Genomic DNA, 26,757 nt, shown 5'->3' with positions numbered 1-26,757 from the left:
TGTGACTCGACGCCTCTTCCTCATTCTTCTCTCCAAAAACCACCTAGTTCAATATAAAAAACTGCAAATAAAGATAACAATAGAATATTAAGCCAACAAATAAACTGAAAAAGTTTGTGCGCGATGCTTTCCTCTATGAGTCAAAATGGCCCCAAATGTTTCATCTTTTGGGGGAAAACTGTGCAGTGTTGGCAGTCAAACTCGTTGACAAAACAAAGTGTACAGAACGACTGCCCATGTCGATTTAGAAATAGTTTTTTTAAAGGAAAGCAGCATGAAAATTAAAACTCTGGCAATTGTTGTTCTGTCGGCTCTGTCCCTGAGTTCTACAGCGGCTCTGGCCGCTGTCACGACGGTAAATGGTGGGACAGTTCACTTTAAAGGGGAGGTTGTTAACGCAGCTTGTGCGGTTGATGCCGGCTCTGTTGATCAAACCGTTCAGTTGGGCCAGGTTCGTACCGCTAGTCTGAAGCAGACTGGAGCAACCAGCTCTGCTGTCGGTTTTAACATTCAGCTGAATGATTGCGATACCAGTGTTGCCACAAAAGCCGCTGTTGCCTTCTTGGGGACTGCGATTGACTGTGCTCATCCTAAAGTACTGGCTCTGCAGAGTTCAGCTGCGGGTAGCGCAACAAATGTTGGTGTGCAGATACTGGACAGAACAGGAAATGAGCTGACGCTGGACGGTGCGACATTTAGTGCACAAACAACCCTGAATAACGGTACCAACACCATTCCGTTCCAGGCGCGTTATTATGCAATCGGCGAGGCAACCCCGGGTGCTGCTAATGCGGATGCGACCTTCAAGGTTCAGTATCAATAACCTACCCAGGTTCAGGGACGTCATTACGGGCAGGGATGCCCACCCTTGTGCGATAAAAATAACGATGAAAAGGAAGAGATTATTTCTATTAGCGTCGTTGCTGCCAATGTTTGCTCTGGCCGGAAATAAATGGAACACCACGCTGCCCGGCGGAAATATGCAATTTCAGGGCGTCATTATTGCGGAAACTTGCCGGATTGAAGCCGGTGATAAACAAATGACGGTCAATATGGGGCAAATCAGCAGTAACCGGTTTCATGCGGTAGGGGAAGATAGCGCACCGGTGCCTTTTGTTATTCATTTACGGGAATGTAGCACGGTGGTGAGTGAACGTGTGGGTGTGGCGTTTCACGGTGTCGCGGATGGTAAAAATCCGGATGTGCTTTCCGTGGGAGAGGGGCCAGGGATAGCCACCAATATTGGCGTAGCGTTGTTTGATGATGAAGGAAACCTCGTACCGATTAATCGTCCTCCAGCAAACTGGAAACGGCTTTACTCAGGCTCTACTTCGCTACATTTCATCGCCAAATATCGTGCTACCGGGCGTCGGGTTACTGGCGGCATCGCCAATGCCCAGGCCTGGTTCTCTTTAACCTATCAGTAATTGTTCAGCAGATAATGTGATAACAGGAACAGGACAGTGAGTAATAAAAACGTCAATGTAAGGAAATCGCAGGAAATAACATTCTGCTTGCTGGCAGGTATCCTGATGTTCATGGCAATGATGGTTGCCGGACGCGCCGAAGCGGGAGTGGCCTTAGGTGCGACTCGCGTAATTTATCCGGCAGGGCAAAAACAAGTGCAACTTGCCGTGACAAATAATGATGAAAATAGTACCTATTTAATTCAATCATGGGTGGAAAATGCCGATGGTGTAAAGGATGGTCGTTTTATCGTGACGCCACCTCTGTTTGCGATGAAGGGAAAAAAAGAGAATACCTTACGTATTCTTGATGCAACAAATAACCAATTGCCACAGGATCGGGAAAGTTTATTCTGGATGAACGTTAAAGCGATTCCGTCAATGGATAAATCAAAATTGACTGAGAATACGCTACAGCTCGCAATTATCAGCCGCATTAAACTGTACTATCGCCCGGCTAAATTAGCGTTGCCACCCGATCAGGTCGCAGAAAAATTAAGATTTCGTCGTAGCGCGAATTCTCTGACTCTGATTAACCCGACACCCTATTACCTGACGGTAACAGAGTTGAATGCCGGAACCCGGGTTCTTGAAAATGCATTGGTGCCTCCAATGGGCGAAAGCACGGTTAAATTGCCTTCTGATGCAGGAAGCAATATTACTTACCGAACAATAAATGATTATGGCGCACTTACCCCCAAAATGACGGGCGTAATGGAATAACGCAGGGGGAATTTTTCGCCTGAATAAAAAGAATTGATTGCCGGGTGATTTTAAACCGGAGGAATAATGTCATATCTGAATTTAAGACTTTACCAGCGAAACACACAATGCTTGCATATTCGTAAGCATCGTTTGGCTGGTTTTTTTGTCCAGCTCTTTGTCGCCTGTGCTTTTGCCGCACAGGCACCTTTGTCATCTGCCGAACTCTATTTTAATCCGCGCTTTTTAGCGGATGATCCCCAGGCTGTGGCCGATTTATCGCGTTTTGAAAATGGGCAAGAATTACCGCCAGGGACGTATCGTGTCGATATCTATTTGAATAATGGTTATATGGCAACGCGTGATGTCACATTTAATACGGGCGACAGTGAACAAGGGATTGTTCCCTGCCTGACACGCGCGCAACTTGCAAGTATGGGGCTGAATACGGCTTCTGTCTCCGGTATGAATCTGCTGGCGGATGATGCCTGCGTGCCATTAACCTCAATGATCCATGACGCTACTGCGCATCTGGATGTTGGTCAGCAGCGACTCAACCTGACGATCCCTCAGGCATTTATGAGTAATCGCGCGCGTGGTTATATTCCTCCTGAGTTATGGGATCCTGGTATTAATGCCGGATTGCTCAATTATAATTTCAGCGGAAATAGTGTACAGAATCGGATTGGGGGTAACAGCCATTATGCATATTTAAACCTACAGAGTGGGTTAAATATTGGTGCGTGGCGTTTACGCGACAATACCACCTGGAGTTATAACAGTAGCGACAGTTCATCAGGTAGCAAAAATAAATGGCAGCATATCAATACCTGGCTTGAGCGAGACATAATTCCGTTACGTTCCCGGCTGACGCTGGGTGATGGTTATACCCAGGGCGATATTTTCGATGGTATTAACTTTCGCGGCGCACAATTGGCCTCAGATGACAATATGTTACCCGATAGCCAAAGAGGATTTGCCCCGGTGATCCACGGTATTGCTCGTGGTACTGCACAGGTCACTATTAAACAAAATGGGTATGACATTTATAATAGTACGGTGCCGCCGGGGCCTTTTACCATCAACGATATCTATGCCGCAGGTAATAGTGGTGACTTGCAGGTAACGATTAAAGAGGCTGACGGCAGCACGCAGATCTTTACCGTACCCTATTCGTCAGTCCCGCTTTTGCAACGTGAAGGGCATACTCGTTATTCCATTACGGCAGGAGAATACCGTAGTGGAAATGCGCAGCAGGAAAAACCCCGCTTTTTCCAGAGTACATTACTCCACGGCCTTCCGGCTGGCTGGACAATATATGGTGGAACGCAACTGGCGGATCGTTATCGTGCGTTTAATTTCGGTATCGGGAAAAACATGGGGGCACTGGGCGCTCTGTCTGTGGATATGACGCAGGCTAATTCCACACTTCCCGATGACAGTCAGCATGACGGACAATCGGTGCGTTTTCTCTATAACAAATCGCTCAATGAATCAGGCACGAATATTCAGTTAGTGGGTTACCGTTATTCGACCAGCGGATATTTTAATTTCGCTGATACAACATACAGTCGAATGAATGGCTACAACATCGAAACACAGGATGGTGTTATTCAGGTTAAGCCGAAATTCACCGACTATTACAATCTCGCTTATAACAAATGCGGGAAATTACAACTCACCGTTACTCAGCAACTCGGGCGCACATCAACACTGTATTTGAGTGGTAGCCATCAAACTTATTGGGGAACGAGTAATGTCGATGAGCAATTCCAGGCTGGTTTAAATACTGCATTCGAAGATATCAACTGGACGCTCAGCTATAGCCTGACGAAAAACGCCTGGCAAAAAGGACGGGATCAGATGTTAGCGCTTAACGTCAATATTCCTTTCAGCCACTGGCTGCGTTCTGACAGTAAATCTCAGTGGCGACATGCCAGTGCCAGTTACAGCATGTCACACGATCTCAACGGTCGGATGACCAATCTGGTCGGTGTATACGGTACGTTGCTGGAAGACAACAACCTCAGCTATAGCGTGCAAACCGGTTACGCCGGGGGAGGTGATGGTAATAGCGGAAGTACAGGCTACGCCACGCTGAATTATCGCGGTGGTTACGGCAATGCCAACATCGGTTACAGCCATAGCGATGATATTAAGCAGCTCTATTACGGAGTCAGCGGTGGGATACTGGCTCATGCCAATGGCGTAACGCTGGGGCAGCCGTTAAACGAAACGGTGGTACTTGTTAAAGCGCCTGGCGCAAAAGATGCAAAAGTCGAAAACCAGACGGGGGTGCGTACCGACTGGCGTGGTTATGCCGTGCTGCCTTATGCCACTGAATATCGGGAAAACAGAGTAGCGCTGGATACCAATACCCTGGCTGATAACGTCGATTTAGATAACGCGGTCGCTAACGTTGTTCCCACCCGTGGGGCGATCGTGCGAGCAGAGTTTAAAGCGCGCGTTGGGATAAAACTGCTCATGACGCTAACCCACAATAATAAGCCGCTGCCGTTCGGGGCGATGGTGACATCAGAGAGTAGCCAGAGTAGCGGCATTGTTGCGGATAATGGTCAGGTTTACCTCAGCGGAATGCCTTTAGCGGGAAAAGTTCAGGTGAAATGGGGAGAAGAGGAAAATGCTCACTGTGTCGCCAATTATCAACTGCCACCAGAGAGTCAGCAGCAGTTATTAACCCAGCTATCAGCTGAATGTCGTTAAGGGGGCGTGATGAGAAACAAACCTTTTTATCTTCTGTGCGCTTTTTTGTGGCTGGCGGTAAGTCACGCTTTGGCTGCGGATAGCACGATTACTATCCGCGGCTATGTCAGAGATAACGGCTGTAGTGTGGCCGCTGAATCAACCAATTTTACTGTTGATCTGATGGAAAACGCGGCGAAGCAATTTAACAACATTGGCGCGACGACTCCTGTCGTTCCATTTCGTATTTTGCTGTCACCCTGTGGTAATGCCGTTTCTGCCGTAAAAGTTGGGTTTACCGGCGTTGCAGATAGCCACAATGCCAACCTGCTTGCACTTGAAAATACGGTGTCAGCGGCTTCGGGACTGGGAATACAGCTTCTGAATGAGCAGCAAAATCAGATACCCCTTAATGCTCCATCGTCCGCGATTTCGTGGACGACCCTGACGCCGGGTAAACCAAATACGCTGAATTTTTACGCCCGGCTAATGGCGACACAGGTGCCTGTCACTGCGGGGCATATCAATGCCACGGCTACCTTCACTCTTGAATATCAGTAACTGGAGATGCTCATGAAATGGTGCAAACGTGGGTATGTATTGGCGGCAATATTGGCGCTCGCAAGTGCGACGATACAGGCAGCCGATGTCACCATCACGGTGAACGGTAAGGTCGTCGCCAAACCGTGCACAGTTTCCACCACCAATGCCACGGTTGATCTCGGCGATCTTTATTCTTTCAGTCTGATGTCTGCCGGGGCGGCATCGGCCTGGCATGATGTTGCGCTTGAGTTGACTAATTGTCCGGTGGGAACGTCGAGGGTCACTGCCAGCTTCAGCGGGGCAGCCGACAGTACCGGATATTATAAAAACCAGGGGACCGCGCAAAACATCCAGTTAGAGCTACAGGATGACAGTGGCAACACATTGAATACTGGCGCAACCAAAACAGTTCAGGTGGATGATTCCTCACAATCAGCGCACTTCCCGTTACAGGTCAGAGCATTAACGGTAAATGGCGGAACCACTCAGGGAACCATTCAGGCAGTGATTAGCATCACCTATACCTACAGCTGAACCCGAAGAGATGATTGTAATGAAACGAGTTATTACCCTGTTTGCTGTACTGCTGATGGGCTGGTCGGTAAATGCCTGGTCATTCGCCTGTAAAACCGCCAATGGTACCGCTATCCCTATTGGTGGTGGCAGCGCTAATGTTTATGTAAACCTTGCGCCTGTCGTGAATGTGGGGCAAAACCTGGTCGTAGATCTTTCGACGCAAATCTTTTGCCATAACGATTATCCGGAAACCATTACAGACTATGTCACACTGCAACGAGGCTCGGCTTATGGCGGCGTGTTATCTAATTTTTCCGGGACCGTAAAATATAGTGGCAGTAGCTATCCATTTCCGACCACCAGCGAAACGCCGCGGGTTGTTTATAATTCGAGAACGGATAAGCCGTGGCCGGTGGCGCTTTATTTGACGCCTGTGAGCAGTGCGGGCGGGGTGGCGATTAAAGCTGGCTCATTAATTGCCGTGCTTATTTTGCGACAGACCAACAACTATAACAGCGATGATTTCCAGTTTGTGTGGAATATTTACGCCAATAATGATGTGGTGGTGCCTACTGGCGGCTGCGATGTTTCTGCTCGTGATGTCACCGTTACTCTGCCGGACTACCCTGGTTCAGTGCCAATTCCTCTTACCGTTTATTGTGCGAAAAGCCAAAACCTGGGGTATTACCTCTCCGGCACAACCGCAGATGCGGGCAACTCGATTTTCACCAATACCGCGTCGTTTTCACCAGCGCAGGGCGTCGGCGTACAGTTGACGCGCAACGGTACGATTATTCCAGCGAATAACACGGTATCGTTAGGAGCAGTAGGGACTTCGGCGGTAAGTCTGGGATTAACGGCAAATTACGCACGTACCGGAGGGCAGGTGACTGCAGGGAATGTGCAATCGATTATTGGCGTGACTTTTGTTTATCAATAAAGAAATCACAGGGCATTGCTAATGCAGGTACGCAATATTACCTGAAGCTAAAAACCTGCACGTTAGCCCTTTGTAGGCCAGATAAGACGCGTCAGCGTCGCATCTGGCATAAACAAAGCGCACTTTGCCGACAATCCGAACAGAGCCCGCCATTGGCAGGCTCTGGTGTTCTTTTACGCTACCATGCTGATAATCAACACAATAATCAGCCCAACCACGGAGTTGACCAGCTCCAGCAGTCCCCAGGTTTTCAACGTGTCTTTTACCGACAGGTCAAAGTAACCTTTGAACAGCCAGAATGAGGCATCATTAATGTGGGTGAGGGTGTTGGAACCCGCAGCCGTCGCCAGCACCAGCAGCGCCGGATTCACGCCAACCAGCTGACCGGTTGCTGGATCAAGGATTGCAGCACTGATAATCCCGGCGGCGGTCATCGCCGAAACGACACCCTGACCCGTCGCCAGACGAATTAGCACAGTGATCAGCCATGCCATAATGTAGGGCGAGATATTGCCGTGGGACATCAACATGCCGATGGTGTCGCCAATGCCGGTGTCGATGATAGTTTGCTTCAACACGCCACCCGCACCGATGATCAGAATCACCATTGCAATGCTTTTCACCGCACTTTCAAAAGCGTTCATCACCCACTGCATGTCATGACCACGTGCGGTGCCAAAGAGTACGAATGCAACCACCATCGCAATAAACATTGCAATCGGCGAGGAACCGATAAAGTTAACCACTTCCCAGGCAGGGGTATCTTTTACCAGCCAGATATTGGCGATGGTGGTGGAGATCATAATGATCGCCGGGATCAGCGGCACCAGAATCGAAACGCCGAAAGAGGGCAGATTGTTCATATCTACCGGTTGATCTGCTTTCAGGAATGATGGCGTTGGGCGCTCAAGATTGCCGAGGAACTTCGGCAGGATCAGACCTGCGCAGATTACACTTGGGATCGTCACCAGTACGCCATAGATATAAACCATCCCCATATCTGCGCCATAAGCATTCACCAGCGCCACAGGACCCGGCTGCGGTGGGAACAGTGAATGTGCGGTAGTGGCAGCTGCTACTGCCGGGATCGCCAGTTTCAGGAACGGAATTTTAGCTTCGGCGGCAATGACAATAACCAGCGGCGCTAACATGATAAAGGCCACTTCATAGAACATCGCCAGACCAAAAATCAGGCCGATGATAATCACCGACAGCTGTACATAGCGCAGACCGAGACGCGCCAGCAGCGTATGTGCTATCTGGTGAGCCGCGCCGGAGTCGACCATCAATTTACCGATGACCGCACCGAACACCACGATGATAGCCAGTTCCCCCAGCGTGTTGCCGAAGCCCGCTTTCATGGTGTGCAGCAGCGACATCAAATCCATGCCCGCCAGCATCCCGACGGACAGCGCCGCCACCAACAAAGCCACCATTGAATTGATTTTGAACTTCAAATTCAGTACCAGCATCAGACCAATGCCGAATACCACCCAGAGAATGTTAAGCACATGCATAACGTTTTACCTTACCTGGTTGAACCGTTGTTATTTTGGGCGACATGTTATGTAAATTGGTCAACCATTGTTGCGATGAATGTCACATCCTCTGATCAATAACCATCGATTACCCTTTGCTGCAATTTGCAGCAACAACCAGGAGAGTGAAATTCTTGTGATGTGGTTAACCAATTTTAGAATTCGGGTTGACATGTATTACCAAAAGGTAGAACTTATACGCCATCTCATCCGATGCAACGCCACGGCTGCGGTCTGGTTGTTCATCCGGATACCTAAACAACTCCAGGGTTCCGCGTCTCTTTGCTGTGGAACCCACTATGTGAAAGAGGAAAAATCATGGAACAGACCTGGCGCTGGTACGGCCCAAACGATCCGGTTTCTTTAGCTGATGTCCGTCAGGCGGGCGCAACTGGCGTGGTTACCGCGCTGCACCATATCCCGAACGGCGAAGTATGGTCCGTTGAAGAGATCCTCAAACGCAAGGCGATCGTTGAAGACGCAGGCCTGGTATGGTCTGTCGTAGAAAGCGTGCCAATTCACGAAGATATCAAAACCCACACTGGCAACTATGAGCAGTGGATCGCTAACTATCAGCAGACTCTGCGCAACCTGGCGCAGTGCGGCATTCGCACCGTGTGCTACAACTTCATGCCGGTGCTCGACTGGACCCGTACTGACCTCGAATACGTGCTGCCAGACGGCTCCAAAGCTCTGCGCTTTGACCAGATCGAATTCGCTGCATTCGAAATGCATATCCTGAAACGTCCAGGCGCGGAAGCGGATTACACCGAAGAAGAAATTGCTCAGGCAGCTGTTCGCTTCGCCACTATGAGCGACGAAGACAAAGCGCGTCTGACCCGTAACATCATTGCTGGTCTTCCGGGCGCGGAAGAAGGGTACACCCTCGACCAGTTCCGTAAGCACCTGGAGCTATATAAAGATATCGACAAAGCCAAACTGCGCGAAAACTTTGCCGTCTTCCTGAAAGCGATTATTCCGGTTGCCGAAGAAGTTGGCGTCCGTATGGCTGTTCACCCGGACGATCCGCCGCGCCCGATCCTCGGTCTGCCGCGCATTGTTTCCACCATTGAAGATATGCAGTGGATGGTTGATACCGTAAACAGCATGGCGAACGGTTTCACCATGTGCACCGGTTCCTACGGCGTGCGTGCTGACAACGATCTGGTTGATATGATCAAGCAGTTCGGTCCGCGTATTTACTTCACCCATCTGCGCTCCACCATGCGTGAAGATAACCCGAAAACCTTCCACGAAGCGGCGCACCTGAACGGTGACGTTGATATGTACGAAGTGGTGAAAGCGATTGTTGAAGAGGAACACCGTCGTAAAGCGGAAGGCAAAGAAGACCTGATCCCGATGCGTCCGGACCACGGTCATCAGATGCTGGACGACCTGAAGAAGAAAACTAACCCAGGTTACTCCGCAATTGGTCGTCTGAAAGGCCTGGCCGAAGTTCGCGGTGTCGAACTGGCGATCCAGCGCGCTTTCTTTAGCCGTTAATATCCACCGGCATGGCTGCGCGCCGTGCCGGTTCCTTCTTCCTTGCCGTCACTCTCTGAAGACGGATTCTGGAGTTTACGATGACTACTATTGTTGACAGCAATCTGCCGGTTGCCCGCCCGTCATGGGTGCATTCTCGTCTGGAATCACGCATTGTGCATCTCGGTTGCGGGGCGTTTCACCGCGCGCACCAGGCGCTGTATACCCATCATCTGCTGGAAAGCACCGACAGCGACTGGGGTATCTGCGAAGTTAACCTGATGCCAGGTAACGACCGTGTGCTGATTGAAAACCTGAAAAAACAGCAACTGCTGTACACCGTGGCGGAAAAAGGCGCGGAAAGCACCGAACTGAAAATTATCGGTTCGATGAAAGAAGCGCTGCATCCGGAAATCGACGGCTGCGAAGGTATTCTCAACGCGATGGCGCGTCCGCAGACGGCGATTGTCTCTCTGACGGTCACGGAAAAAGGCTACTGCGCTGATGCGGCAAGCGGTCAGTTGGATCTCAATAACCCGCTGATCAAGCACGATCTGGAAAACCCGACTGCGCCGAAGTCTGCGATTGGTTACATCGTCGAAGCCCTGCGTCTGCGTCGTGAAAAAGGGCTGAAAGCGTTTACGGTGATGTCCTGCGATAACGTGCGTGAAAACGGTCATGTGGCGAAGGTCGCGGTACTGGGGCTGGCTCAGGCGCGTGACCCGCAGCTGGCGGCATGGATTGAAGAGAACGTCACCTTCCCGTGCACCATGGTTGACCGCATCGTTCCGGCGGCGACGCCAGAAACCTTACAGGAAATTGCTGACCAGCTGGGTGTTTATGACCCGTGCGCCATTGCCTGCGAACCGTTCCGTCAGTGGGTGATTGAAGATAACTTCGTTAATGGTCGTCCGGACTGGGATAAAGTGGGCGCACAGTTCGTTGCAGACGTTGTGCCGTTCGAAATGATGAAGCTGCGTATGCTGAACGGCAGCCACTCTTTCCTGGCATACCTCGGTTACCTCGGCGGCTATGAAACTATTGCCGACACCATGACTAACCCGGATTATCGCAAAGCGGCCTTTGCCCTGATGATGCAGGAACAAGCGCCAACGCTGTCGATGCCGGAAGGTACGGACCTGAACGCCTATGCGACGCTGCTGATCGAGCGTTTCAGCAACCCGTCTCTGCGTCACCGTACCTGGCAGATTGCGATGGACGGCAGCCAGAAGTTACCGCAGCGTCTGCTGGATCCGGTGCGTCTGCACCTGCAAAACGGCGGCAGCTGGCGTCACCTGGCGCTGGGCGTGGCTGGCTGGATGCGTTACACCCAGGGCGTGGATGAGCAGGGTAATGCCATTGACGTGGTCGACCCGATGCTGGCCGAGTTCCAGAAGATTAACGCGCAGTATCAGGGCGCAGACCGCGTGAAAGCGCTGCTGGGCCTGAGCGGTATTTTTGCCGATGATCTGCCGCAGAATGCCGACTTTGTTGGCGCGGTGACGGCGGCATATCAGCAGCTGTGCGAACGCGGTGCGCGCGAGTGTGTGGCTGCGCTGTAACTAACTGATTACCCTACAGACTTACTGGTCAATCAAACTGATATTTGGTTGACCAGTTTTCGTTTTTTTGCCCACCTGTACGTGCCAACTTCCAGTGCTAATGGTATAGTTTGAGATTAACGGGTGCCGTAAAATTGCCCGTTGTAGGCCGGATAAGGCGTTCACGCCGCATCCGGCAAAAATTTGATTAACCGCACCTAACGGACACAACACCATGAAATCTGCCACCTCTGCGCAAAGACCTTACCAGGAAGTCGGGGCGATGATCCGCGATCTGATCATAAAGACGCCGTACAATCCTGGCGAACGGTTGCCGCCGGAGCGTGAAATTGCAGAAATGCTTGATGTCACGCGGACGGTGGTACGTGAAGCGCTGATCATGCTGGAGATCAAAGGGCTGGTGGAAGTGCGCCGGGGTGCCGGTATCTATGTTCTTGATAGCTCAGGCAGCCACAACACAGACAGTCCGGATGCCAACGTTTGCAATGATGCGGGTCCTTTTGAGCTGTTGCAGGCGCGACAGCTTCTTGAGAGCAACATCGCCGAGTTTGCCGCCCTGCAGGCTACCCGCGAAGATATCGTCAAAATGCGTCAGGCATTGCAACTGGAAGAGCGTGAACTGGCTTCCAGTGCGCCGGGCAGCAGCGAAAGCGGTGACATGCAGTTCCATCTCGCTATTGCCGAAGCAACGCATAACAGCATGCTGGTGGAGCTGTTCCGTCAGTCCTGGCAGTGGCGGGAAAACAATCCAATGTGGATCCAGTTGCACAGCCATCTGGATGACAGCCTGTATCGCAAAGAGTGGTTGGGCGATCACAAACAGATCCTCGCCGCGTTAATCAAAAAAGATGCCCGAGCGGCGAAGCTGGCAATGTGGCAGCATCTGGAAAACGTTAAGCAACGTCTGCTGGAATTCTCGAACGTTGACGATATTTATTTTGATGGCTATCTGTTTGATTCATGGCCGCTGGATAAAGTCGACGCCTGACTTATTATAATAAGCGCAAGGGTAAACGTTCCTTGCGCTTTCTTAAATTAAGAAGTCGCAATGAGTATTACTTTGTAAATTGCAGGGGATTGTTTAGCTATCTGTATAACCTGAATGTTAGTACTCATTCTTCCTGGTAGTTATTTACCAATATAATTCCATTCACCATTTTTTAATTCAAACAGTTCTGGAAGAGATGACGGTTGCAGAGTCATACGTTTGAGTGGTGCATTTTCATCACCCGGGATAGGCTTCTATACCAATTATTGGGTCATTACCCAACTCAATATTAGCATTAAGTAATGCGGCAAGGGCGAATCCGGAAGAATTTGCTACCCCTGTTACCGTCATTATCTGATCAATATAGATATCAATCCTTGGCTGCTCATTGGTCCATCTTTTTGCCTGAGAAGCTGGAAGGGTTGAAATATATCCTATCGTGGTTCCGGCATAACTAGGAACATTGCAACCAGGGCCTAATGTTATTTCATGAACTGTATAGTCCTCAACAGGATCGAAAGGGCCTTTCATAAATAAATTTAGCCGTAATCCTTTTGCTAACTCTGTGGCAGCATGCGCCTTTTTACATATACCACCATATATTTCGTCTAAAGCTGAGGTGATTTTCAAGTTTCGATAGAGCATACGTCCTGTTGTTGTAATACCATTGAATTCTCTGCATGTTTCTGTCACATAATTAAATGGCCAGGACTCTTTACTAATATCAAGTTTTCTAATTTCGACAACGCTTTTTCCATCGTAATTATGGTTATTGCCACGAGCAAGAGGCGGAAGATAGATATTTTCCGTATCCATGCGTGCACGTTCATGTTTACGTGTTAACTCACTGTCGACTTTTGGATGATGAAGGAAGTGATTATATGTAATAATTTAACTCTGAAGGGCATTGCTTAATGGCATAGACATAATAGTTACCTTTATGAGTATTTCACTGATGCTTAGAAAAATAGATAAATTTTTCTGTGGTAAAAAGAGAAGTAAACAAATGACATGCATGTTTCTGTTGTAGTGATATCAACTCTACACAGTGATATTAAATGGTGGGAAACACTCTAAAGTATCAAAAAACGCTCATTTAAAATTATTTGCATGCAATTTAAAAGCATATCTTATTACTAATTGGAATTTGATGTTGCTATATTGATGTCTATATTAATAATGCCTGTGAATGGTATTTTTGATGTATTTGATATGTTATCAATTTATATTATTTACAAACTAATTGTTTTAAATAATACATAGCTGATTATGCGGAAATAAATAATTTCCCACCGGAATTAAGTAGCGGTGGTGACAAGTATTTTCATCTACGTAACTATTCGGAATATTCAGAATATACTAGCGGTTTTTTTTTGAGTTTGATGATTTTTATCAAATCATGACTTTTTTCCTGAAAAGTCAGTAGATATTCATAGGCAAGTAAGGTTTTATACTTTGCTGACAGGATTCAGGCCTGTCTCAGACTGACATGGATGTAATGAACAAAAGGGAATGGCTATGGAAAATGAGCATCAATACAGTGGTGCCCGGTGTTCAGGGCAAGCCGCATATGTTGCTAAACGTCAGGAGTGCGCAAAATGATGCGCCAATCACTTCAGGCTGTTTTACCTGAAATTTCAGGCAATAAAACGTCACCGCTGCGTAAATCAGTATGCAGCGATCTCCTCACTCTTTTTAATTCTCCTCATTCGGCATTACCGTCATTACTTGTTTCAGGCATGCCCGAGTGGCAAGTGCATAACCCGAGCGACAAACATCTCCAGAGCTGGTATTGCCGTCAGCTGCGTTCTGCACTGTTATTTCATGAGCCACGGATTGCGGCGTTGCAGGTTAATTTGAAAGAAGCGTACTGCCACACTCTGGCGATCAGCCTTGAGATAATGCTGTATCACGACGATGAATCGCTAACGTTTGATCTGGTCTGGGATAATGGCGGTTGGCGCAGTGCGACGCTGGAGAATGTCAGCTAAGCACAATCTCCAGCTCGCGCAGTTCACGCCAGAAGCGTTCGGCAACTGGATTCATGCGGGTATTCATCCGGTATGCATAGGCCTGAATCGGGATCACCAGTTCGTCCCGATTCAGTACAACGAGCTGCCCGCTGCGAATTTCTTGTTGGATGGCGTATTCCGGTAGCCAGGCAATCCCACAGCCGTCGAGGGCAACCTGCTTTAAAAGCTCGCTCATCGAAGAGACAAAAAAGGTGCTGAAACTTAACTCACTGTGGCGCGTCAGGGTGCGATTAATCAATCGCCCCATGTAGGAGTTGCGGCTGTAATTCAGTAACGGAAAGTGTGGCTGCGCGAGGTTAAAAAGTGCTTCTCCGTGTTCGTCACTGGCGCAAACGGGGAACAATTGAGATTCAAATAAGCGAATGTGGTCAAACGGCGCTTCCAGCAAATCTTCGTCGTGAAAGGAAAAAATACAGTCACTTTGCCCTTCACGCAGTTTATCGACCGCTTCATCGACATCAATAGCTTCAATTGCCCAGGTAAAGAGCGGCGGCATCTGGCTGATAATGGACGGTAACAGCCCGAGGGAAAGAGAGTGTGCAGCGGCTATTTTAATTTTGCGTTGCGCGTAATCGCTGCCACCACGGAGTTCTGCAAGGTTGCTCTCTAACTGTTGCAACAGATGGCGGATCTGCGAATGGAATATTTTACCTTGTTCCGAGAGTTGCAGCGGCGTCACCTGGCGGTTAAACAATTCAACGCCAATCGCCTGTTCCAGCGCACGGATGCGGCGGCTGAATGCCGGTTGCGAGACGTTGCGACTGACTGCTGCCTGGGAAAAATTGCGGCATTTTTCCAGGGTCAGAAAATCATAAAGCCATTTAGTTTCAATATTATGCAAAACCGCACCACAGTCATCCATTACGTTTTACTCTGTCAGCCGCCCTTGCGGGCATTCTACGTCCATTCGGGCGGCTGACAACCGTTTATGCCGTTTCAAACGTTCCTTTCACGCAGGCTTTGCCGTCTTTGACCATCAGCTTGCCGCGAGCGTATACCTGCTCAATGCGTAATTCTGGCGTCATGACCAGTAAGTCTGCGTCATTGCCTGGCAGAATTTCGCCTTTCCCGCTCAGGTTAAGGAAACCGGCTACGCTACTGGTGAGCGGGCGCAGGGCATCGCTGATACTGAAATCATAATCTTTGACCAGCACCTGCACGGTTTCCAGCAACGTTTCAAAACCGGCAACACCGATATGGGTTAAATTCCCTTCGTCATCGAAGAACGGCTGGCTACCGTTGCCGTCGGAGCTGAGGGTGACGCGTGCCAGCGGAATACCCGCCTGAACGGCGCGGGCAATACCTTCGGCAGGGGCGACTGGTTCGTCAATGCTGCTGGTGATATCGATGGTGCCGCCTTTGCGCGCGAACTCCAGCGCCTGCTCAAACAACGGAACGTTGCGGTTAACGTGGGTCGGCAGCAACTTGCTAATCGGCACATCGCAGTTTTCCAGCAGGTCATAGACAGGCTGTAACGCCTTTTTGCTGTCGCCCATGTGGAACACGGTGACGCCAGGTTTACCGCCGAGCAAACCGCCAACGCGGGATTCCGCCGCCATATTAGCCAGGTGATAAACGTCCGGTGCGGCAGAACGGTGATCAGAGATGGCGCATTTCACGCCAATCACGCGATCGATAATCGCCACGTCTTTTTCCACGGAACCCGTAATAGTGCGGGAAGGGACATGATAAGCGCCGGTCAGCATCCAGGCGCTGATGCCTTCTTCATTGAGCGCACGGGTCTTGGCGAGCAGGGATTCCGGGTGGCGAGAGATAGAGTCGGTGCCCAGCAGACCAACCACTGACGTGACGCCTGCTTCCGTCAGACGACTTAACGCCACTTCCGGCGTGCGCGTCGTGGGACCTGCTTCGCCGCCACCGCCAATCAAATGGACGTGTTGATCAATAAAACCTGGGCAGAGGATCTGCCCGCTGAGATCGACAACCGTGCAGTCCGGTACAATGTCAGAAGGGATATTACTGGCAACGGCGATAATTTTGCCGTTAGCGACGAGGACATCGCAAATTCCCCGATCTTCCGGCGCATACAAATGCGCTCCCTGCAGCAGGGTAAAACCGGCTGCGGTATAATCAATCATGGTAACTCCTTGTTAAACAATAAGCTGCATAACCCAGATCGACAGCAATGCGTTAATCACGCAGACCGTAATGATATGCGGGTAATATTTGGCATTCACTTCGGCTGTCCCCAGGCAGCGACCGACATTTTGCACCGGGTTGCCCATTAAATACATCGCGGGCAGTAAAACGGTGACATCGTGACCGGTTAATGCGCCAGCGGTTGCCAGACTGGCGGCAACACCGACTGCGCCACCCATACTCATTAATGCGGCTAAAAGGACGGTTGCCGCTTCACCGGGTAATCCCCACAGCGCCATTACGGGTTCACAGATATGCCCCACCCAGTCGAGCAGGCCGGTAATTTTCAGCGCCTGAATGATGACAAACGCCATCACCACGTTTGGCAGCAGGTTGGTCGTGGCGATAGTAAAGCCACGGCGCGCACCATCGATAAACATATCCATGATGTTTTTGCGGACCTGAGTTGTCATGCTTGCGCTCCTTGCGTTGGGTTGCGACGTTCTTCGAAGTTAAGCCAGACGCGCAAAATGTTGGCTCCGACAAATTTAAACACCAGGATGACTGCTAAAGGTACGATTACGGACGTGCCCAGAAAGGCAAACACCGCGACGCCGGAAGAGAAGTAGTTGGTGATAATGGCGCTACCGCTGGTTTGATATGCGGCGAAAATCACTTTATCGCGTTCGGTAATTTCACCTTCCTGCGCCAGCTCTTTGGTCATACCTGCGGCGGCATCGGTGTTTTGCAGGTTAGCGATCAGCGCCAGCGAGCAGATCCCTGGAATGCCCAACAACGGTTTTAGCACTGGCGTCATTAACTGCTGCGCGGCGCGTAATCCGCCAAGACCATCGGTAATTGAAATAATCCCCAGAGAGAGAATGACTGACGGTGCCAGCTCCAGCGCAAAGAGAAAGCCATCTTTAGCCCCCGTGCCACCCGCGCCGCGAAACGAGGTGGTGGCTCCGTTCGCACCAGGCAGTTGCCCAAACGATCCGTTCAGAACGGAAAAATCAAAAACGCGCCACCAACTGTCTGTCCCGGAAAAAACACCGGAAAAAAAGATTATGGTGAGAAAAAAAGCCAGATACCCTTTAATGCCCACTTTTTCTGTCGCCAGCTCCCCGGCTACAGCATCCCCTTGTTGTGTCATAACAATCCCCATTGTTTTTTTGTGTTTGTGTGTTGCTTGAGCCAGGAAAATTCCTGGAGCTGAAAAACCTTATCAGCGATGTGGGTATGGGGAAAATGCAAGTATGTTTCTGACTATGCGTTTTTTGCATAGCGGTAAAATTACGCTGTGTGGAAAAGGTTCTACGCAGGATTGAGTTGCAGAAAATTCATAAACCCAGTGACAATGACATAGTAAATAAAAAACAGATAATCCAGGGACGAAAACGCGATGGCAAAGTACAACGAAAAAGAGCTGGCGGATACGAGCAAGTTTTTAAGTTTTGTCCTCCGACACAAACCGGAGGCGATTGGTATCGTACTGGACCGTGAAGGATGGGCGGATATCGATAAGCTCATACTTTGTGCCCAAAAAGCGGGCAAGCGGTTAACCCGTGCATTGCTGGATACCGTGGTTGCCACGAGCGATAAAAAGCGTTTTAGTTATTCCAGTGATGGTAGGTGCATCCGCGCGGTTCAGGGGCATTCGACTTCGCAGGTCGCTATTTCCTTTGCCGAAAAAACACCGCCACAGTTTCTCTACCACGGTACGGCAAGCCGTTTCCTTGACGAGATAAAAAAACAGGGGCTGATTGCAGGTGAGCGTCACTACGTACATCTCTCTGCTGATGAAGCAACGGCACGCAAAGTGGGAGCAAGACACGGATCGCCGGTTATTTTAACCGTCAAAGCACAGGAAATGGCGAAACGAGGCCTCCCTTTCTGGCAAGCGGAAAACGGGGTCTGGCTGACATCAACGGTTGCGGTCGAATTTCTTGAGTGGTAAGGGAAACACTCCTCATGAAGTGACCACTTGCAGCTTAAATAATTGTACTGTGCTGATAAGCGCAGCAATAAACAACGCCGCCGCGCCGCAGAGAGTGGCGCCGGCAAGCGCCGATGTTCCATTGCCGAGCATACTGGTCAGCGCCGGGCCGAGGATTTGTCCAATGCCGTAAATGAGCGTCACAAAGCCTAAAAGATTGAGATTTCCCGGTACGCTCAGTTGGCGGGCGATAGTCATCACCAGAGATGTCGTGCCCATAAAGGTACCGCCAAAACCAAGACTGCTGATGATAAGCAAGAGAGGCGAGTCGCTGGCGAGAGTAAGCAGCACACAGATAGCCTGCACCAGCAAATTCGCCGTCAGGCAGGGCAAAGCCCACCAACGTTTTGCTGCCCATAGCCAGCCAAAGCAACCAGGCACAATTGATAAGCCGACTAACGTCCAGAGATGGGCGGTTAACAATGGTGAGCCTGCATCTTTCGCCATGAGCGGCAGGTAAGTCGCGACGATGATATAACCAAATCCCGCCAGGCCGTACAGAATAGCCAGTAACCACCAGCTCATTATCTGTTGCTCCGTTTTTGCCAATGGCATTGGTGTGATGGCGTGTTTTTTCGAGGGCATTAAAAGCGTAAGTGCAATCAGCATCATGCCAGAAAGCGCCCCGGCGCCTTGCCATAACGTTTGCGAGGAGAGGTCAAAATGCAGGCCTGCCAGAACATATTCATTGCCCAGTGCGATGCCAATGCCAACGCCAGAAAACAAAGCTGCCAGCACAAAAGGATGGCGCGTGTGCTGCATAATCAGCGTCGAACCAAAAATCAGCATACCGGCGCTGGCGACACCCGCCAGGACGCGAATCAATAACACCAGAATAAATGGCAGCAACCATGCCATTGCGAGGATCAACAACCCGCTCGCCAGGGCAGAAGCCAACAGAAATGGGCGCAGGCGCGATGGCTGGTGAAATGCGCCAAACGAAAATAGCAGACTGCCAGCCAGATACCCCGCATAGTTGCCGCTGGCAATCCACGAGAGCTGGCTAAATGAAAACGATCCTTCCGCCATCATGACGGGCAACATAGGCGTATAAAGGAAGCGGCCTAAACCCATACCTAAGGTCAGAACCAGCATCCCGAAAAGCGCGGTGCTGAAAGAAAAGCGTTCTACGGGATGCGAGGGCGAAGGCATGTTTAACCTTGTTTGTCATTTTTGTTGTTAACAAGTTAATAACAAAAAGGTGAAACATGCCAGCCTGTTAATGCGATGATTGAGGGGTAAAGCGATAAAAACGATTTGGTTCGCTAACGATATAAATATTACCTGAGGCATCCATCGCAACCCCTTCGGCCTGTTTGATGTTATGCGACAAACCTCGACTGCCTTTGGTTAGTGACATTTCACCTATAACCTCGCCAGCCAGCGTTACTTCCTGGAGTGCGCGAGATTCATGAGACAGCACCAGAAGCGTATTTTTTTGTTGGTTAAATTCTGCGCCGGACACATCATCTAAAGTAAATTGCCGTTGTAGTGCCTTGTCTTTGCTGATGTGCAATTCATTGCTACTTAACAGCCCGTTAACTTTGTAGACCTCAATCGGGTTTTTCTCTTTAAAAAACCAGAAAGTGTGATCCTGGCGAGAATAGGCCAATCCTTCAAAACCGCAATTGGTTGGGGATTCCTGCAGCGGGATTTTTATTTTTTTGAGGATTTTTACTTCCGAGTTTGGGGTCAGTGAAATCACATAAATGGCATAATCGCGCTCATCGCTAATGACAAACTGATTATCGCCAATGTATTCGATCGTCTCGAGATCCTTAACAAAATCCAGAGGAATTGTGCGGATCAAATCGCCATTGGTGGTCATTTCAACAATGGCGGCAGGTTTGTTGATAGTGCTAAAAAGAGTATTGCTTTGTGCCGACCAGGTCAGCGAAGAGATATTATTCGTTATGCCTGCAATTTCTTTGCCGTCAATGGTGGCGTGGTAATTCTGAAATGATGCTGCATGATTGCTTTTACGGGCGCAAGATTGCACGAAGAAAGTACACACTGCCACAATGACAAAAAGAATCACAATAACGAAGATGCGTTTACTTAACGAAATACTTTTTGTCACGGTAATCCCTTTAAGGCAAATCAATAAGATATCGAGAAGTATACGTAGCGATCTTAATGAATCCTTAACGCGGAGAAATCCCGTAATGTGCAATGCAGCGCCAGCCACCATCCTGCTGACAATAAACTGATTCCGTATGCCCAGGGATCACCCATTGAATTTCCTCGCCAGGCGGACAGGTCAGCCAAATGCATAACCCGCAGCCGCCGCGTAAATCACGGGGAATATCGCTGACGCGAAAAGTCATGCCCGCTGCCTGCAACGCCTTGCGGGTTTGTATGACGCCGACCGTGGAGTGAAATAAAAACAGATACTCTTTCATGCGCGTTTTCTCTGCCGCTGACCGATCACCGCCGCGCCAATTGCACCAGCGAATTGCGCATCAGGGTGAGTTTGTACCGGCATTCCCAGATGGCTTTCCAGCATGTGGGTAAACCTTTGACAGTGGCTAACGCCACCAGTAAACAGAATCGGCGCTTCACAGGAGAGACGAGCAATGAAATTGGCGCTCCGCCGCGCCATCGCGTTAATCACTCCGGCGAGAATCGCTTCTGGCGCTACGCCCGCAGAGCGCAGGCTGATCACTTCTGATTCAGCAAACACTGTGCACATACTCGTGATGGCGTGCGGTATGACATTTTCGGTAATGCTGTCGAGTTGCTCGACGCTGGTGCCAAGCGTGCGCGAGATCACCTCCAGGAAACGCCCGGTGCCCGCCGCGCATTTGTCATTCATCAGGAAATCGCACAGGTTACCGTCATCATCAAGCTGAATCACTTTGCTGTCCTGACCACCGATGTCGATTACCGCGCGCGTTGCTGGCTCAAGAAACCGTGCGCCCAGCCCGTGACAGGAGATTTCCGTCACTTGTTTATCGGCAAAATCCACCAGTTGCCGTCCGTAGCCGGTGAGCGTCAGAAACGGCGTTGTCTCTAACCCTTCGCGCAGAGTTTCCCAGGCTTCAGTAATTGCTGTTGCCGGGCGAAAGGGTGTTGGAACGAGGAAACGGCGCGTAATCACGCCGTCAGCCAGTAAGATCCCTTTGGTGGCGGTTGAGCCGGAATCAATGCCAATCGAATATGTCACTGCCACTCCTTACAGCATCTCAATAAAGGCCGCGACACGGGTGCTGAGCTGCCCGACATCCGAGGTGGAGTAGTCTGTTTCAATAGCGATATAAGGAATGTTGTGCTGCTGGCGCACATGACGTTTAATCGCCAGCGATTCCACCGCGTAGGTATGGCACGCCTGCAAAATCACATCAACTACGCCATCGACCTGATATTCTTCAACCATCTGGCTGAGCATTTGCAGGCGCTGATCGTTCGGCGAAACACAGGAGCAGCCAATCGCCAGATATTTATCCGCCAGCGCGTCGTACACATCACCCGTTTCCGCCACGCATTGCTCGGTGGCTTTCGCCCCGGTGCAGTTTTCATAACCGACAACCCAGCCGCCATTCTCTTCAATCGCGCGCACCACTTTCTCTGCTGCGCCGCCAATTGGGCAGCCGGTGATTAAAATACGTGGGTGCGGGTCCAGTCGCTGGCCTTCTTCCCACTGCTGACGAACGCGGGCGGTCATTGCATCCAGTTCATTGATCAACGCCTCTTTATCGAACCGGAAGGTTGCGCCGTAGACTACTTTCAGAATGTCGCTGCCGCTAAGCGCTGGAGGATTTAACTGCCCCAAATGATAAAAGTTTGCCAGTGCGCGACGTTCGCGGTTTTTCAGCGCAATGGCATCGCGCAGAGCATCTTCGCTAATCTCGTGCCCAAAACGTTCTTCTACCGTTTTTTGCAAGCGCAGTATCTCGGCTTTCCATAATGCACGCGAGGCATCGTCCTTAACGCTGTTTGGCAGTTGCATCACATGAACGGGCTTAAACTCCGCCATGTATTCATACATTTTCTTTTTGCCGTCGCAGGTGGTTTCACCGACCACCAGATCAGAAAAGTAGAAGTAGGGGCATTTATCGGTTTTGCCGAAGCCGTAGCTGCTTTTAATCAGCGGGCAGAGGTTGCGCGGCAGATCTTTCTCGGCTTCTTCAATGGTTTCATCAGAGGTGGAACATAGCGAAACCACAACCGCACCGGCTGCCATCGGGAGCTCTTGCGGCATAAAGGTGCAGTAGGTGCCAACCAGCGGAATGCCGCGCTCCTTGAGATCCATGACGGTGAGAAAGCCTTTCTGGCGAGCTTCAGAGAACTGATCGAAAATGGCGGGTAGATCGGTGACAAGTGACATGATTTTCCTTCCCCGTACCACGGGAGATAATGAAAAGAGGCCACATTATTACCATTCTTTTAGTGTGGTTTATTTGATCTCTCTCGCGGTTAGCCACTTAGTTTTTCATGGATTTCTATAAATTGCCGAGGGGGAACAAGGCCGGGAGCTGCGACAGCAAATACAAAATAAGTCCAATACAACCGCCAACCAGCGTACCGTTGACACGGATAAACTGGAGATCTTTGCCGATATTTAACTCGATTTGCCGCGACATGTCCCGTGCGTCCCAGCTTTTTACCGTGTCGCTGATATGGCGAGTCAGGAATGCGGAAAACTCAGGCGCAATGCGGTGTGCGGCTTGTTCCAGATGACCATTTAACGACGCCCGCAAGGCATCATCGGCAATTAACGTTTCGCCAAACCATTGACCAGCCCGCGCGATACGTTCTTTCACACGAGAATCTTCACTGTTGATATCCGCTTTCAGCCATTCCCGTAAATCCCCCCACAATTCACTGAGATAGCGGTTAAAAGCTTCATCTTCTTTCAGATAGCTTTTTACGGCATCGGCTCGCGCCGCCATTTCCGGATCGTTTTTCAGTTTCTCGATCAGGGCGAAGGTAGCGCGATCAAACGCATGGCGGATCTGATGCGCACGATCGCGGCTGATATCATCAAGCAAAGAATTCACCGCGTCAGAAACCAACTCCGCGCTATGTTCGCCCAGCCATTCAGTGGGCAAAATTTTGGCTTTCAGTGGATGCTCGCTCTCCAGCCAGCGAACAATTTGCTGGGCAATAAACTTGCGCGATTTATCGCGCTGGAGAAGGGCGATCAACTGTGCGATCAGCGTATCCAGCAGCACCTGATGACGATCGTTTTTAGTCATACTCTCCAGCATCAACGCACTGGTGCCAGAAAGATCGACTTTATCAATCGCCCGGTGGACCGCGCGCTTAAGCAGGCGCTGAATACGCGCATCATCGGTTAGTTCAAGAAAACCGCTCATGATCTGCAACAGATGCTGACCAACGCGGCGGGCGTTTTCTGGCTGACTAAACCAGTTGCCAATCAACAACGCCGGTTCGTGACGTCGAATCAATGCCACCAGCGATTGGGTATCGAGAAATTTTTCCTGCACGAACTGGCCGAGATTTTCGCCAATCCGGTCTTTATTACGCGGAATAATCGCCGTATGACGAGAAATGATCGGAATCGGCACGCGGCGAAACAGCGCCACCACCGCAAACCAGTCCGCCAGCGCGCCGACCATCGCCGCTTCAGCAATCGCCTTCACGCCGCTCACCCAAAAATTGGGCGGCAAAAACAGCGTAATGACAAAGGTAGCAGCGGCGATAAGCAGTAAAGAGAGCGCCAACATTTTGGCGCGTCTGAGTTCAATGAGTTTATTCATAATGTTAAGAATAGAGCCTGACGGCAGGATCGCGCAAAAATCACCGCTCCTCCGCCAGCTCGGCAGCCTGATGTTGGCGCACGCGATTAAGCAATCCGGCCAGGGTGAAAACGACGATAACGCCTGCCACAACGGCTAACAGATGAAACGGCAAGCGACCGCTGTTAAACCACAGCCAGCGGCCGATTTCGACCGAGACAGACATCACCATCAGGATCACCATATTCAGCGATGCGGAGACGGTCCCTTTCGGTAAGTTATTGGAAAACAGCGTAAAGCGGAATAAGGTCGGGAAAATCAAACCAATCCCGAAAGCATACAGACTGGTGCCCAGCACCGACCACAGCCAGACGTGCGGTGACAGCAGATTGCCGATAATCAACAGCGCGAGGCCAACCAGTTGAAGGGGTACGGCACGCCAGATAAAGCGCGGTTCGGTCGGATCTTTAACGAAACGCGCCACGATGGCATTCGCGACAATCACCGCGCCGAACACCGGAACCTGTGTCCAGGCGAACTGCGAAGTTGTTAAGCCGCCCGCGTCGTTCAGGATCACCGGCGAGACAGCCACCCAACTCATCATGGGGATATAGCTTAAAGAGATGGTTGCTGCGCCAAAGAGGAACAGCCGATTGCAAAAGACATTACGAAAATCGCGCAAGACGCTTTTGGCGCTAAATGGAACCGCGCCGCGCTTCACCGTCTCTGGCATCGCCAGCAGTAAGCCAACAAATGAGATAAAACCCATAACCGCAATGATGGCAAAAAGGACTTTCCAGTGCACAAAGTGCATCAGAGCTGCGCCGGAAAGCGGGCCAATAATCGGCGCAATCAGTACGATGGAGGTGATAATCGCCATCAACTTGATCCCTTTTGTCTGTCCGAACGCCTCCTGCACCGTGACATAACCAACGGTGGCAATAAAACAGATACTGGTGCCCTGAATTGCACGCGCGATAAGAAACTGTGTCATAGACGTTGTGAACATTGTCGCAGCGCAGGCAAGGGTAAATATTAGCGCCCCGGTAATCAGCACCGGCCTGCGGCCAACCCTGTCGGAAAGCGGCCCCAGCAGCCACTGCAATGCCATGCCTCCAGCGAGATAGAGACTGACGGCAGCCGGGGCCAGACTGACATCGGCATTAAAATCACGGACCACATTAATGATCCCTGGCTGGATCAGGTCCGTCGACAGATACGCAGCAAAGTCATACAAAATCAACGCCATCGGGAAAAACAGCGTGGCGGCATGGCGGGCAAAAAAACGTGGCATAACAAACAACTCCTTGTCCGGAGAACCCAATGGGGAAAACGAAATTCAATACCGTCGGTAATGACGAAAGGCAGGCGAGAAGGACAAATGTACTGAATTTCATGTAATCAACCACACTGCCTGCGAATACACAGACAGAGAAATACCTTCTGACTCCAGGTCAGAATGTATAACGATTACAAATAGTCATCAGCACATTACACCTCTTTAATTGATGGCTTGCATAGAAAATATACACCTTAAGTGTAATTAAAATTTGGTAATGCTGCCAACTTACTGATTTAGTGTATGATGGTGATTTTAAGGTGCTTGCGTGGCTTCCATTTCCATCAGATGTCCTTCCTGCTCCGCTACTGAAGGCGTGGTGCGTAACGGCAAAAGCACTGCCGGACATCAGCGCTATCTCTGCTCTCATTGCCGTAAAACATGGCAACTGCAGTTCACTTACACCGCCTCTCAGCCCGGTACGCACCAGAAAATCATTGATATGGCCATGAATGGCGTCGGATGTCGCGCCAGTGCACGCATTATGGGCGTTGGCCTCAACACGGTTTTACGTCACTTAAAAAACTCAGGCCGCAGTCGGTAACCTCGCGCATACAACCGGGCAGTGATGTGATTATCTGCGCTGAAATGGACGAACATTGGGGCTACGTCGGTGCTAAATCACGTCAGCGCTGGCTGTTTTACGCGTATGACAGGATACGGAGGACGGTTGTGGCCACGTCTTCGGTGAACGCACTCTGGCCACACTGGAGCGTCTTCTGAGCCTGCTGTCGGCCTTTGAGGTCGTAGTATAGATGACGGATGGCTGGCCGCTGTATGAATCACGCCTGAAGGGAAAGCTGCACGTTATCAGCAAGCGTTACACTCAGCGCATTGAGCGACATAATCTGAATCTGAGACAACATCTGGCAAGGCTGGGACGGAAGTCACTGTCGTTCTCAAAATCGGTGGAGCTGCATGACAAGGTCATCGGGTATTATCTGAACATAAAACACTATCAGTAAGTTGGAGTCATTACCCGACAGCGAGGTGTTTAGTGTGCCATGTCAGGCGAGAAATTCTATTGGATGAATCAAGTCCAACTTACTCATTGTCAATTTCATGGTTGATTATTCGAAACGTGATGCTATTTCCAACATCAACGCTATAATTGCAGAATAATTGTAGATACATTTTTGTATATACA

General features: G+C 50.2%; 26 protein-coding genes and 2 pseudogenes. 15 read left to right on the top strand and 13 right to left on the bottom strand.

All coding sequences use genetic code 11. The features are described from left to right. The first annotated feature begins 274 nt into the window (after positions 1-274). The 7 genes from fimA (at position 275) to fimH (ending at position 6,870) form a co-directional block, all read left to right on the top strand. Positions 275-823 (top strand): type 1 fimbrial major subunit FimA, encoded by a 549-nt coding sequence (fimA, locus tag ACJHX3_RS07605; protein WP_094321725.1) that lies wholly within the window; start codon positions 275-277, stop codon positions 821-823. A gap of 64 nt (positions 824-887) precedes the next feature. Further along, on the top strand, positions 888-1,427 hold the full coding sequence (locus tag ACJHX3_RS07600) for a fimbrial protein (protein WP_000824114.1): 540 nt from the start codon (positions 888-890) through the stop codon (positions 1,425-1,427). A gap of 36 nt (positions 1,428-1,463) precedes the next feature. After that, complete coding sequence (gene fimC / locus ACJHX3_RS07595; RefSeq protein ID WP_000066564.1) at positions 1,464-2,189, top strand: type 1 fimbria chaperone FimC; 726 nt, start codon at positions 1,464-1,466, stop codon at positions 2,187-2,189. A gap of 66 nt (positions 2,190-2,255) precedes the next feature. Then, on the top strand, positions 2,256-4,892 hold the full coding sequence (fimD, locus tag ACJHX3_RS07590; protein WP_094321724.1) for a fimbrial usher FimD: 2,637 nt from the start codon (positions 2,256-2,258) through the stop codon (positions 4,890-4,892). A gap of 9 nt (positions 4,893-4,901) precedes the next feature. Continuing rightward, the gene (gene fimF, locus ACJHX3_RS07585; protein ID WP_001244826.1) at positions 4,902-5,432 is read left to right on the top strand and encodes a type 1 fimbria minor subunit FimF; all 531 of its coding nucleotides are present in this window, start codon (positions 4,902-4,904) and stop codon (positions 5,430-5,432) included. Between the two features lie 72 nt (positions 5,433-5,504). Beyond that, a complete protein-coding gene (locus tag ACJHX3_RS07580; RefSeq protein ID WP_306305034.1) occupies positions 5,505-5,948 on the top strand; it encodes a fimbrial protein in 444 nt (147 codons plus the stop codon). A 19-nt stretch (positions 5,949-5,967) separates the two neighbouring features. Continuing rightward, complete coding sequence (gene fimH, locus ACJHX3_RS07575) at positions 5,968-6,870, top strand: type 1 fimbria D-mannose specific adhesin FimH (RefSeq protein ID WP_000832247.1); 903 nt, start codon at positions 5,968-5,970, stop codon at positions 6,868-6,870. Positions 6,871-7,043: 173 nt separating this feature from the next. Here the strand turns inward: fimH and gntP are convergent, their stop codons facing one another. Further along, on the bottom strand, positions 7,044-8,387 hold the full coding sequence (gntP, locus tag ACJHX3_RS07570) for a gluconate permease GntP (RefSeq protein WP_000558251.1): 1,344 nt from the start codon (positions 8,385-8,387) through the stop codon (positions 7,044-7,046). A 339-nt stretch (positions 8,388-8,726) separates the two neighbouring features. Between gntP and uxuA the strand changes: the two genes are divergently transcribed. The 3 genes from uxuA to uxuR all read left to right on the top strand — a co-directional run bounded on the left by uxuA (position 8,727) and on the right by uxuR (position 12,440). Continuing rightward, on the top strand, positions 8,727-9,911 hold the full coding sequence (gene uxuA, locus ACJHX3_RS07565; RefSeq protein ID WP_000438591.1) for a mannonate dehydratase: 1,185 nt from the start codon (positions 8,727-8,729) through the stop codon (positions 9,909-9,911). Between the two features lie 80 nt (positions 9,912-9,991). Then, a complete protein-coding gene (locus ACJHX3_RS07560) occupies positions 9,992-11,452 on the top strand; it encodes a fructuronate reductase (protein ID WP_000208224.1) in 1,461 nt (486 codons plus the stop codon). A 214-nt stretch (positions 11,453-11,666) separates the two neighbouring features. Next, positions 11,667-12,440 (top strand): Uxu operon transcriptional regulator, encoded by a 774-nt coding sequence (uxuR, locus tag ACJHX3_RS07555; protein ID WP_000833686.1) that lies wholly within the window; start codon positions 11,667-11,669, stop codon positions 12,438-12,440. Positions 12,441-12,580: 140 nt separating this feature from the next. On the opposite strand, the pseudogene ACJHX3_RS07550 reads toward uxuR, so the two are convergent. Further along, a pseudogene (locus ACJHX3_RS07550) lies at positions 12,581-13,331 on the bottom strand (DUF2686 family protein). Positions 13,332-13,699: 368 nt separating this feature from the next. Here ACJHX3_RS07550 and ytiD point away from each other — a divergent pair. The 3 genes from ytiD (at position 13,700) to iraD (ending at position 14,431) form a co-directional block, all read left to right on the top strand. After that, complete coding sequence (gene ytiD / locus ACJHX3_RS07545; RefSeq protein ID WP_001329085.1) at positions 13,700-13,843, top strand: protein YtiD; 144 nt, start codon at positions 13,700-13,702, stop codon at positions 13,841-13,843. 115 nt (positions 13,844-13,958) lie between these two features. Then, positions 13,959-14,042 (top strand): iraD leader peptide IdlP, encoded by an 84-nt coding sequence (idlP, locus tag ACJHX3_RS07540; protein ID WP_120795393.1) that lies wholly within the window; start codon positions 13,959-13,961, stop codon positions 14,040-14,042. Then, the gene (iraD, locus tag ACJHX3_RS07535) at positions 14,039-14,431 is read left to right on the top strand and encodes an anti-adapter protein IraD (RefSeq protein ID WP_000986215.1); all 393 of its coding nucleotides are present in this window, start codon (positions 14,039-14,041) and stop codon (positions 14,429-14,431) included. The genes idlP and iraD overlap by 4 nt, the downstream gene beginning before the upstream one ends. Here the strand turns inward: iraD and hypT are convergent. From hypT to ACJHX3_RS07515, 4 genes are all read right to left on the bottom strand, one after another. Next, on the bottom strand, positions 14,424-15,335 hold the full coding sequence (hypT, locus tag ACJHX3_RS07530) for a hypochlorite stress DNA-binding transcriptional regulator HypT (protein WP_000340758.1): 912 nt from the start codon (positions 15,333-15,335) through the stop codon (positions 14,424-14,426). The two genes, iraD and hypT, sit on opposite strands and share 8 nt — an antisense overlap. 64 nt (positions 15,336-15,399) lie before the next feature. Continuing rightward, the gene (gene iadA, locus ACJHX3_RS07525; protein WP_000568416.1) at positions 15,400-16,572 is read right to left on the bottom strand and encodes a beta-aspartyl-peptidase; all 1,173 of its coding nucleotides are present in this window, start codon (positions 16,570-16,572) and stop codon (positions 15,400-15,402) included. A 12-nt stretch (positions 16,573-16,584) separates the two neighbouring features. Beyond that, the gene (locus ACJHX3_RS07520) at positions 16,585-17,046 is read right to left on the bottom strand and encodes a YjiG family protein (RefSeq protein ID WP_000211957.1); all 462 of its coding nucleotides are present in this window, start codon (positions 17,044-17,046) and stop codon (positions 16,585-16,587) included. Continuing rightward, entirely contained in the window at positions 17,043-17,726 is a 684-nt protein-coding gene (locus tag ACJHX3_RS07515; protein ID WP_001317600.1) for a nucleoside recognition domain-containing protein, read from the bottom strand. Before ACJHX3_RS07515 ends, ACJHX3_RS07520 begins: the two co-directional genes overlap by 4 nt. A gap of 249 nt (positions 17,727-17,975) precedes the next feature. Here ACJHX3_RS07515 and kptA point away from each other — a divergent pair, with 249 nt between their 5' ends. Then, on the top strand, positions 17,976-18,530 hold the full coding sequence (gene kptA / locus ACJHX3_RS07510; RefSeq protein ID WP_001151855.1) for an RNA 2'-phosphotransferase: 555 nt from the start codon (positions 17,976-17,978) through the stop codon (positions 18,528-18,530). 12 nt (positions 18,531-18,542) lie between these two features. Here the strand turns inward: kptA and ACJHX3_RS07505 are convergent, their stop codons facing one another. The 7 genes from ACJHX3_RS07505 to mdtM all read right to left on the bottom strand — a co-directional run bounded on the left by ACJHX3_RS07505 (position 18,543) and on the right by mdtM (position 25,565). Beyond that, positions 18,543-19,721, bottom strand: a complete 1,179-nt coding sequence (locus ACJHX3_RS07505) for an MFS transporter (RefSeq protein ID WP_001139966.1) — start codon at positions 19,719-19,721, stop codon at positions 18,543-18,545. 67 nt (positions 19,722-19,788) lie between these two features. Next, a complete protein-coding gene (locus tag ACJHX3_RS07500) occupies positions 19,789-20,649 on the bottom strand; it encodes an SdiA-regulated domain-containing protein (protein WP_001317601.1) in 861 nt (286 codons plus the stop codon). A gap of 64 nt (positions 20,650-20,713) precedes the next feature. Continuing rightward, on the bottom strand, positions 20,714-20,971 hold the full coding sequence (locus tag ACJHX3_RS07495) for a DUF3343 domain-containing protein (protein ID WP_000666413.1): 258 nt from the start codon (positions 20,969-20,971) through the stop codon (positions 20,714-20,716). Continuing rightward, the gene (gene yjiL / locus ACJHX3_RS07490) at positions 20,968-21,735 is read right to left on the bottom strand and encodes a putative 2-hydroxyacyl-CoA dehydratase activator YjiL (protein ID WP_001297641.1); all 768 of its coding nucleotides are present in this window, start codon (positions 21,733-21,735) and stop codon (positions 20,968-20,970) included. The genes ACJHX3_RS07495 and yjiL overlap by 4 nt, the downstream gene beginning before the upstream one ends. A gap of 9 nt (positions 21,736-21,744) precedes the next feature. Then, entirely contained in the window at positions 21,745-22,896 is a 1,152-nt protein-coding gene (locus tag ACJHX3_RS07485; protein ID WP_001324743.1) for a double-cubane-cluster-containing anaerobic reductase, read from the bottom strand. Positions 22,897-23,011: 115 nt separating this feature from the next. Continuing rightward, positions 23,012-24,292 carry a DUF445 domain-containing protein gene (locus ACJHX3_RS07480; RefSeq protein ID WP_094308607.1) on the bottom strand — a complete coding sequence of 427 codons (1,281 nt, stop codon included), beginning with the start codon at positions 24,290-24,292 and terminating at the stop codon, positions 23,012-23,014. Between the two features lie 40 nt (positions 24,293-24,332). After that, a complete protein-coding gene (mdtM, locus tag ACJHX3_RS07475) occupies positions 24,333-25,565 on the bottom strand; it encodes a multidrug efflux MFS transporter MdtM (protein WP_094321723.1) in 1,233 nt (410 codons plus the stop codon). A 313-nt stretch (positions 25,566-25,878) separates the two neighbouring features. On the opposite strand from mdtM, the pseudogene ACJHX3_RS07470 reads away from it, so the two are divergent. After that, positions 25,879-26,575: pseudogene (locus tag ACJHX3_RS07470) on the top strand (IS1 family transposase). Positions 26,576-26,757 lie beyond the last annotated feature (182 nt).

This window comes from Escherichia sp. WS1265 (genome assembly GCF_046487585.1).
GTDB classification, from domain to species: domain Bacteria; phylum Pseudomonadota; class Gammaproteobacteria; order Enterobacterales; family Enterobacteriaceae; genus Escherichia; species Escherichia coli.
The sequence above is the reverse complement of the archived record's forward strand: the minus strand, read 5'-3'. Positions and strand labels throughout refer to the sequence as shown.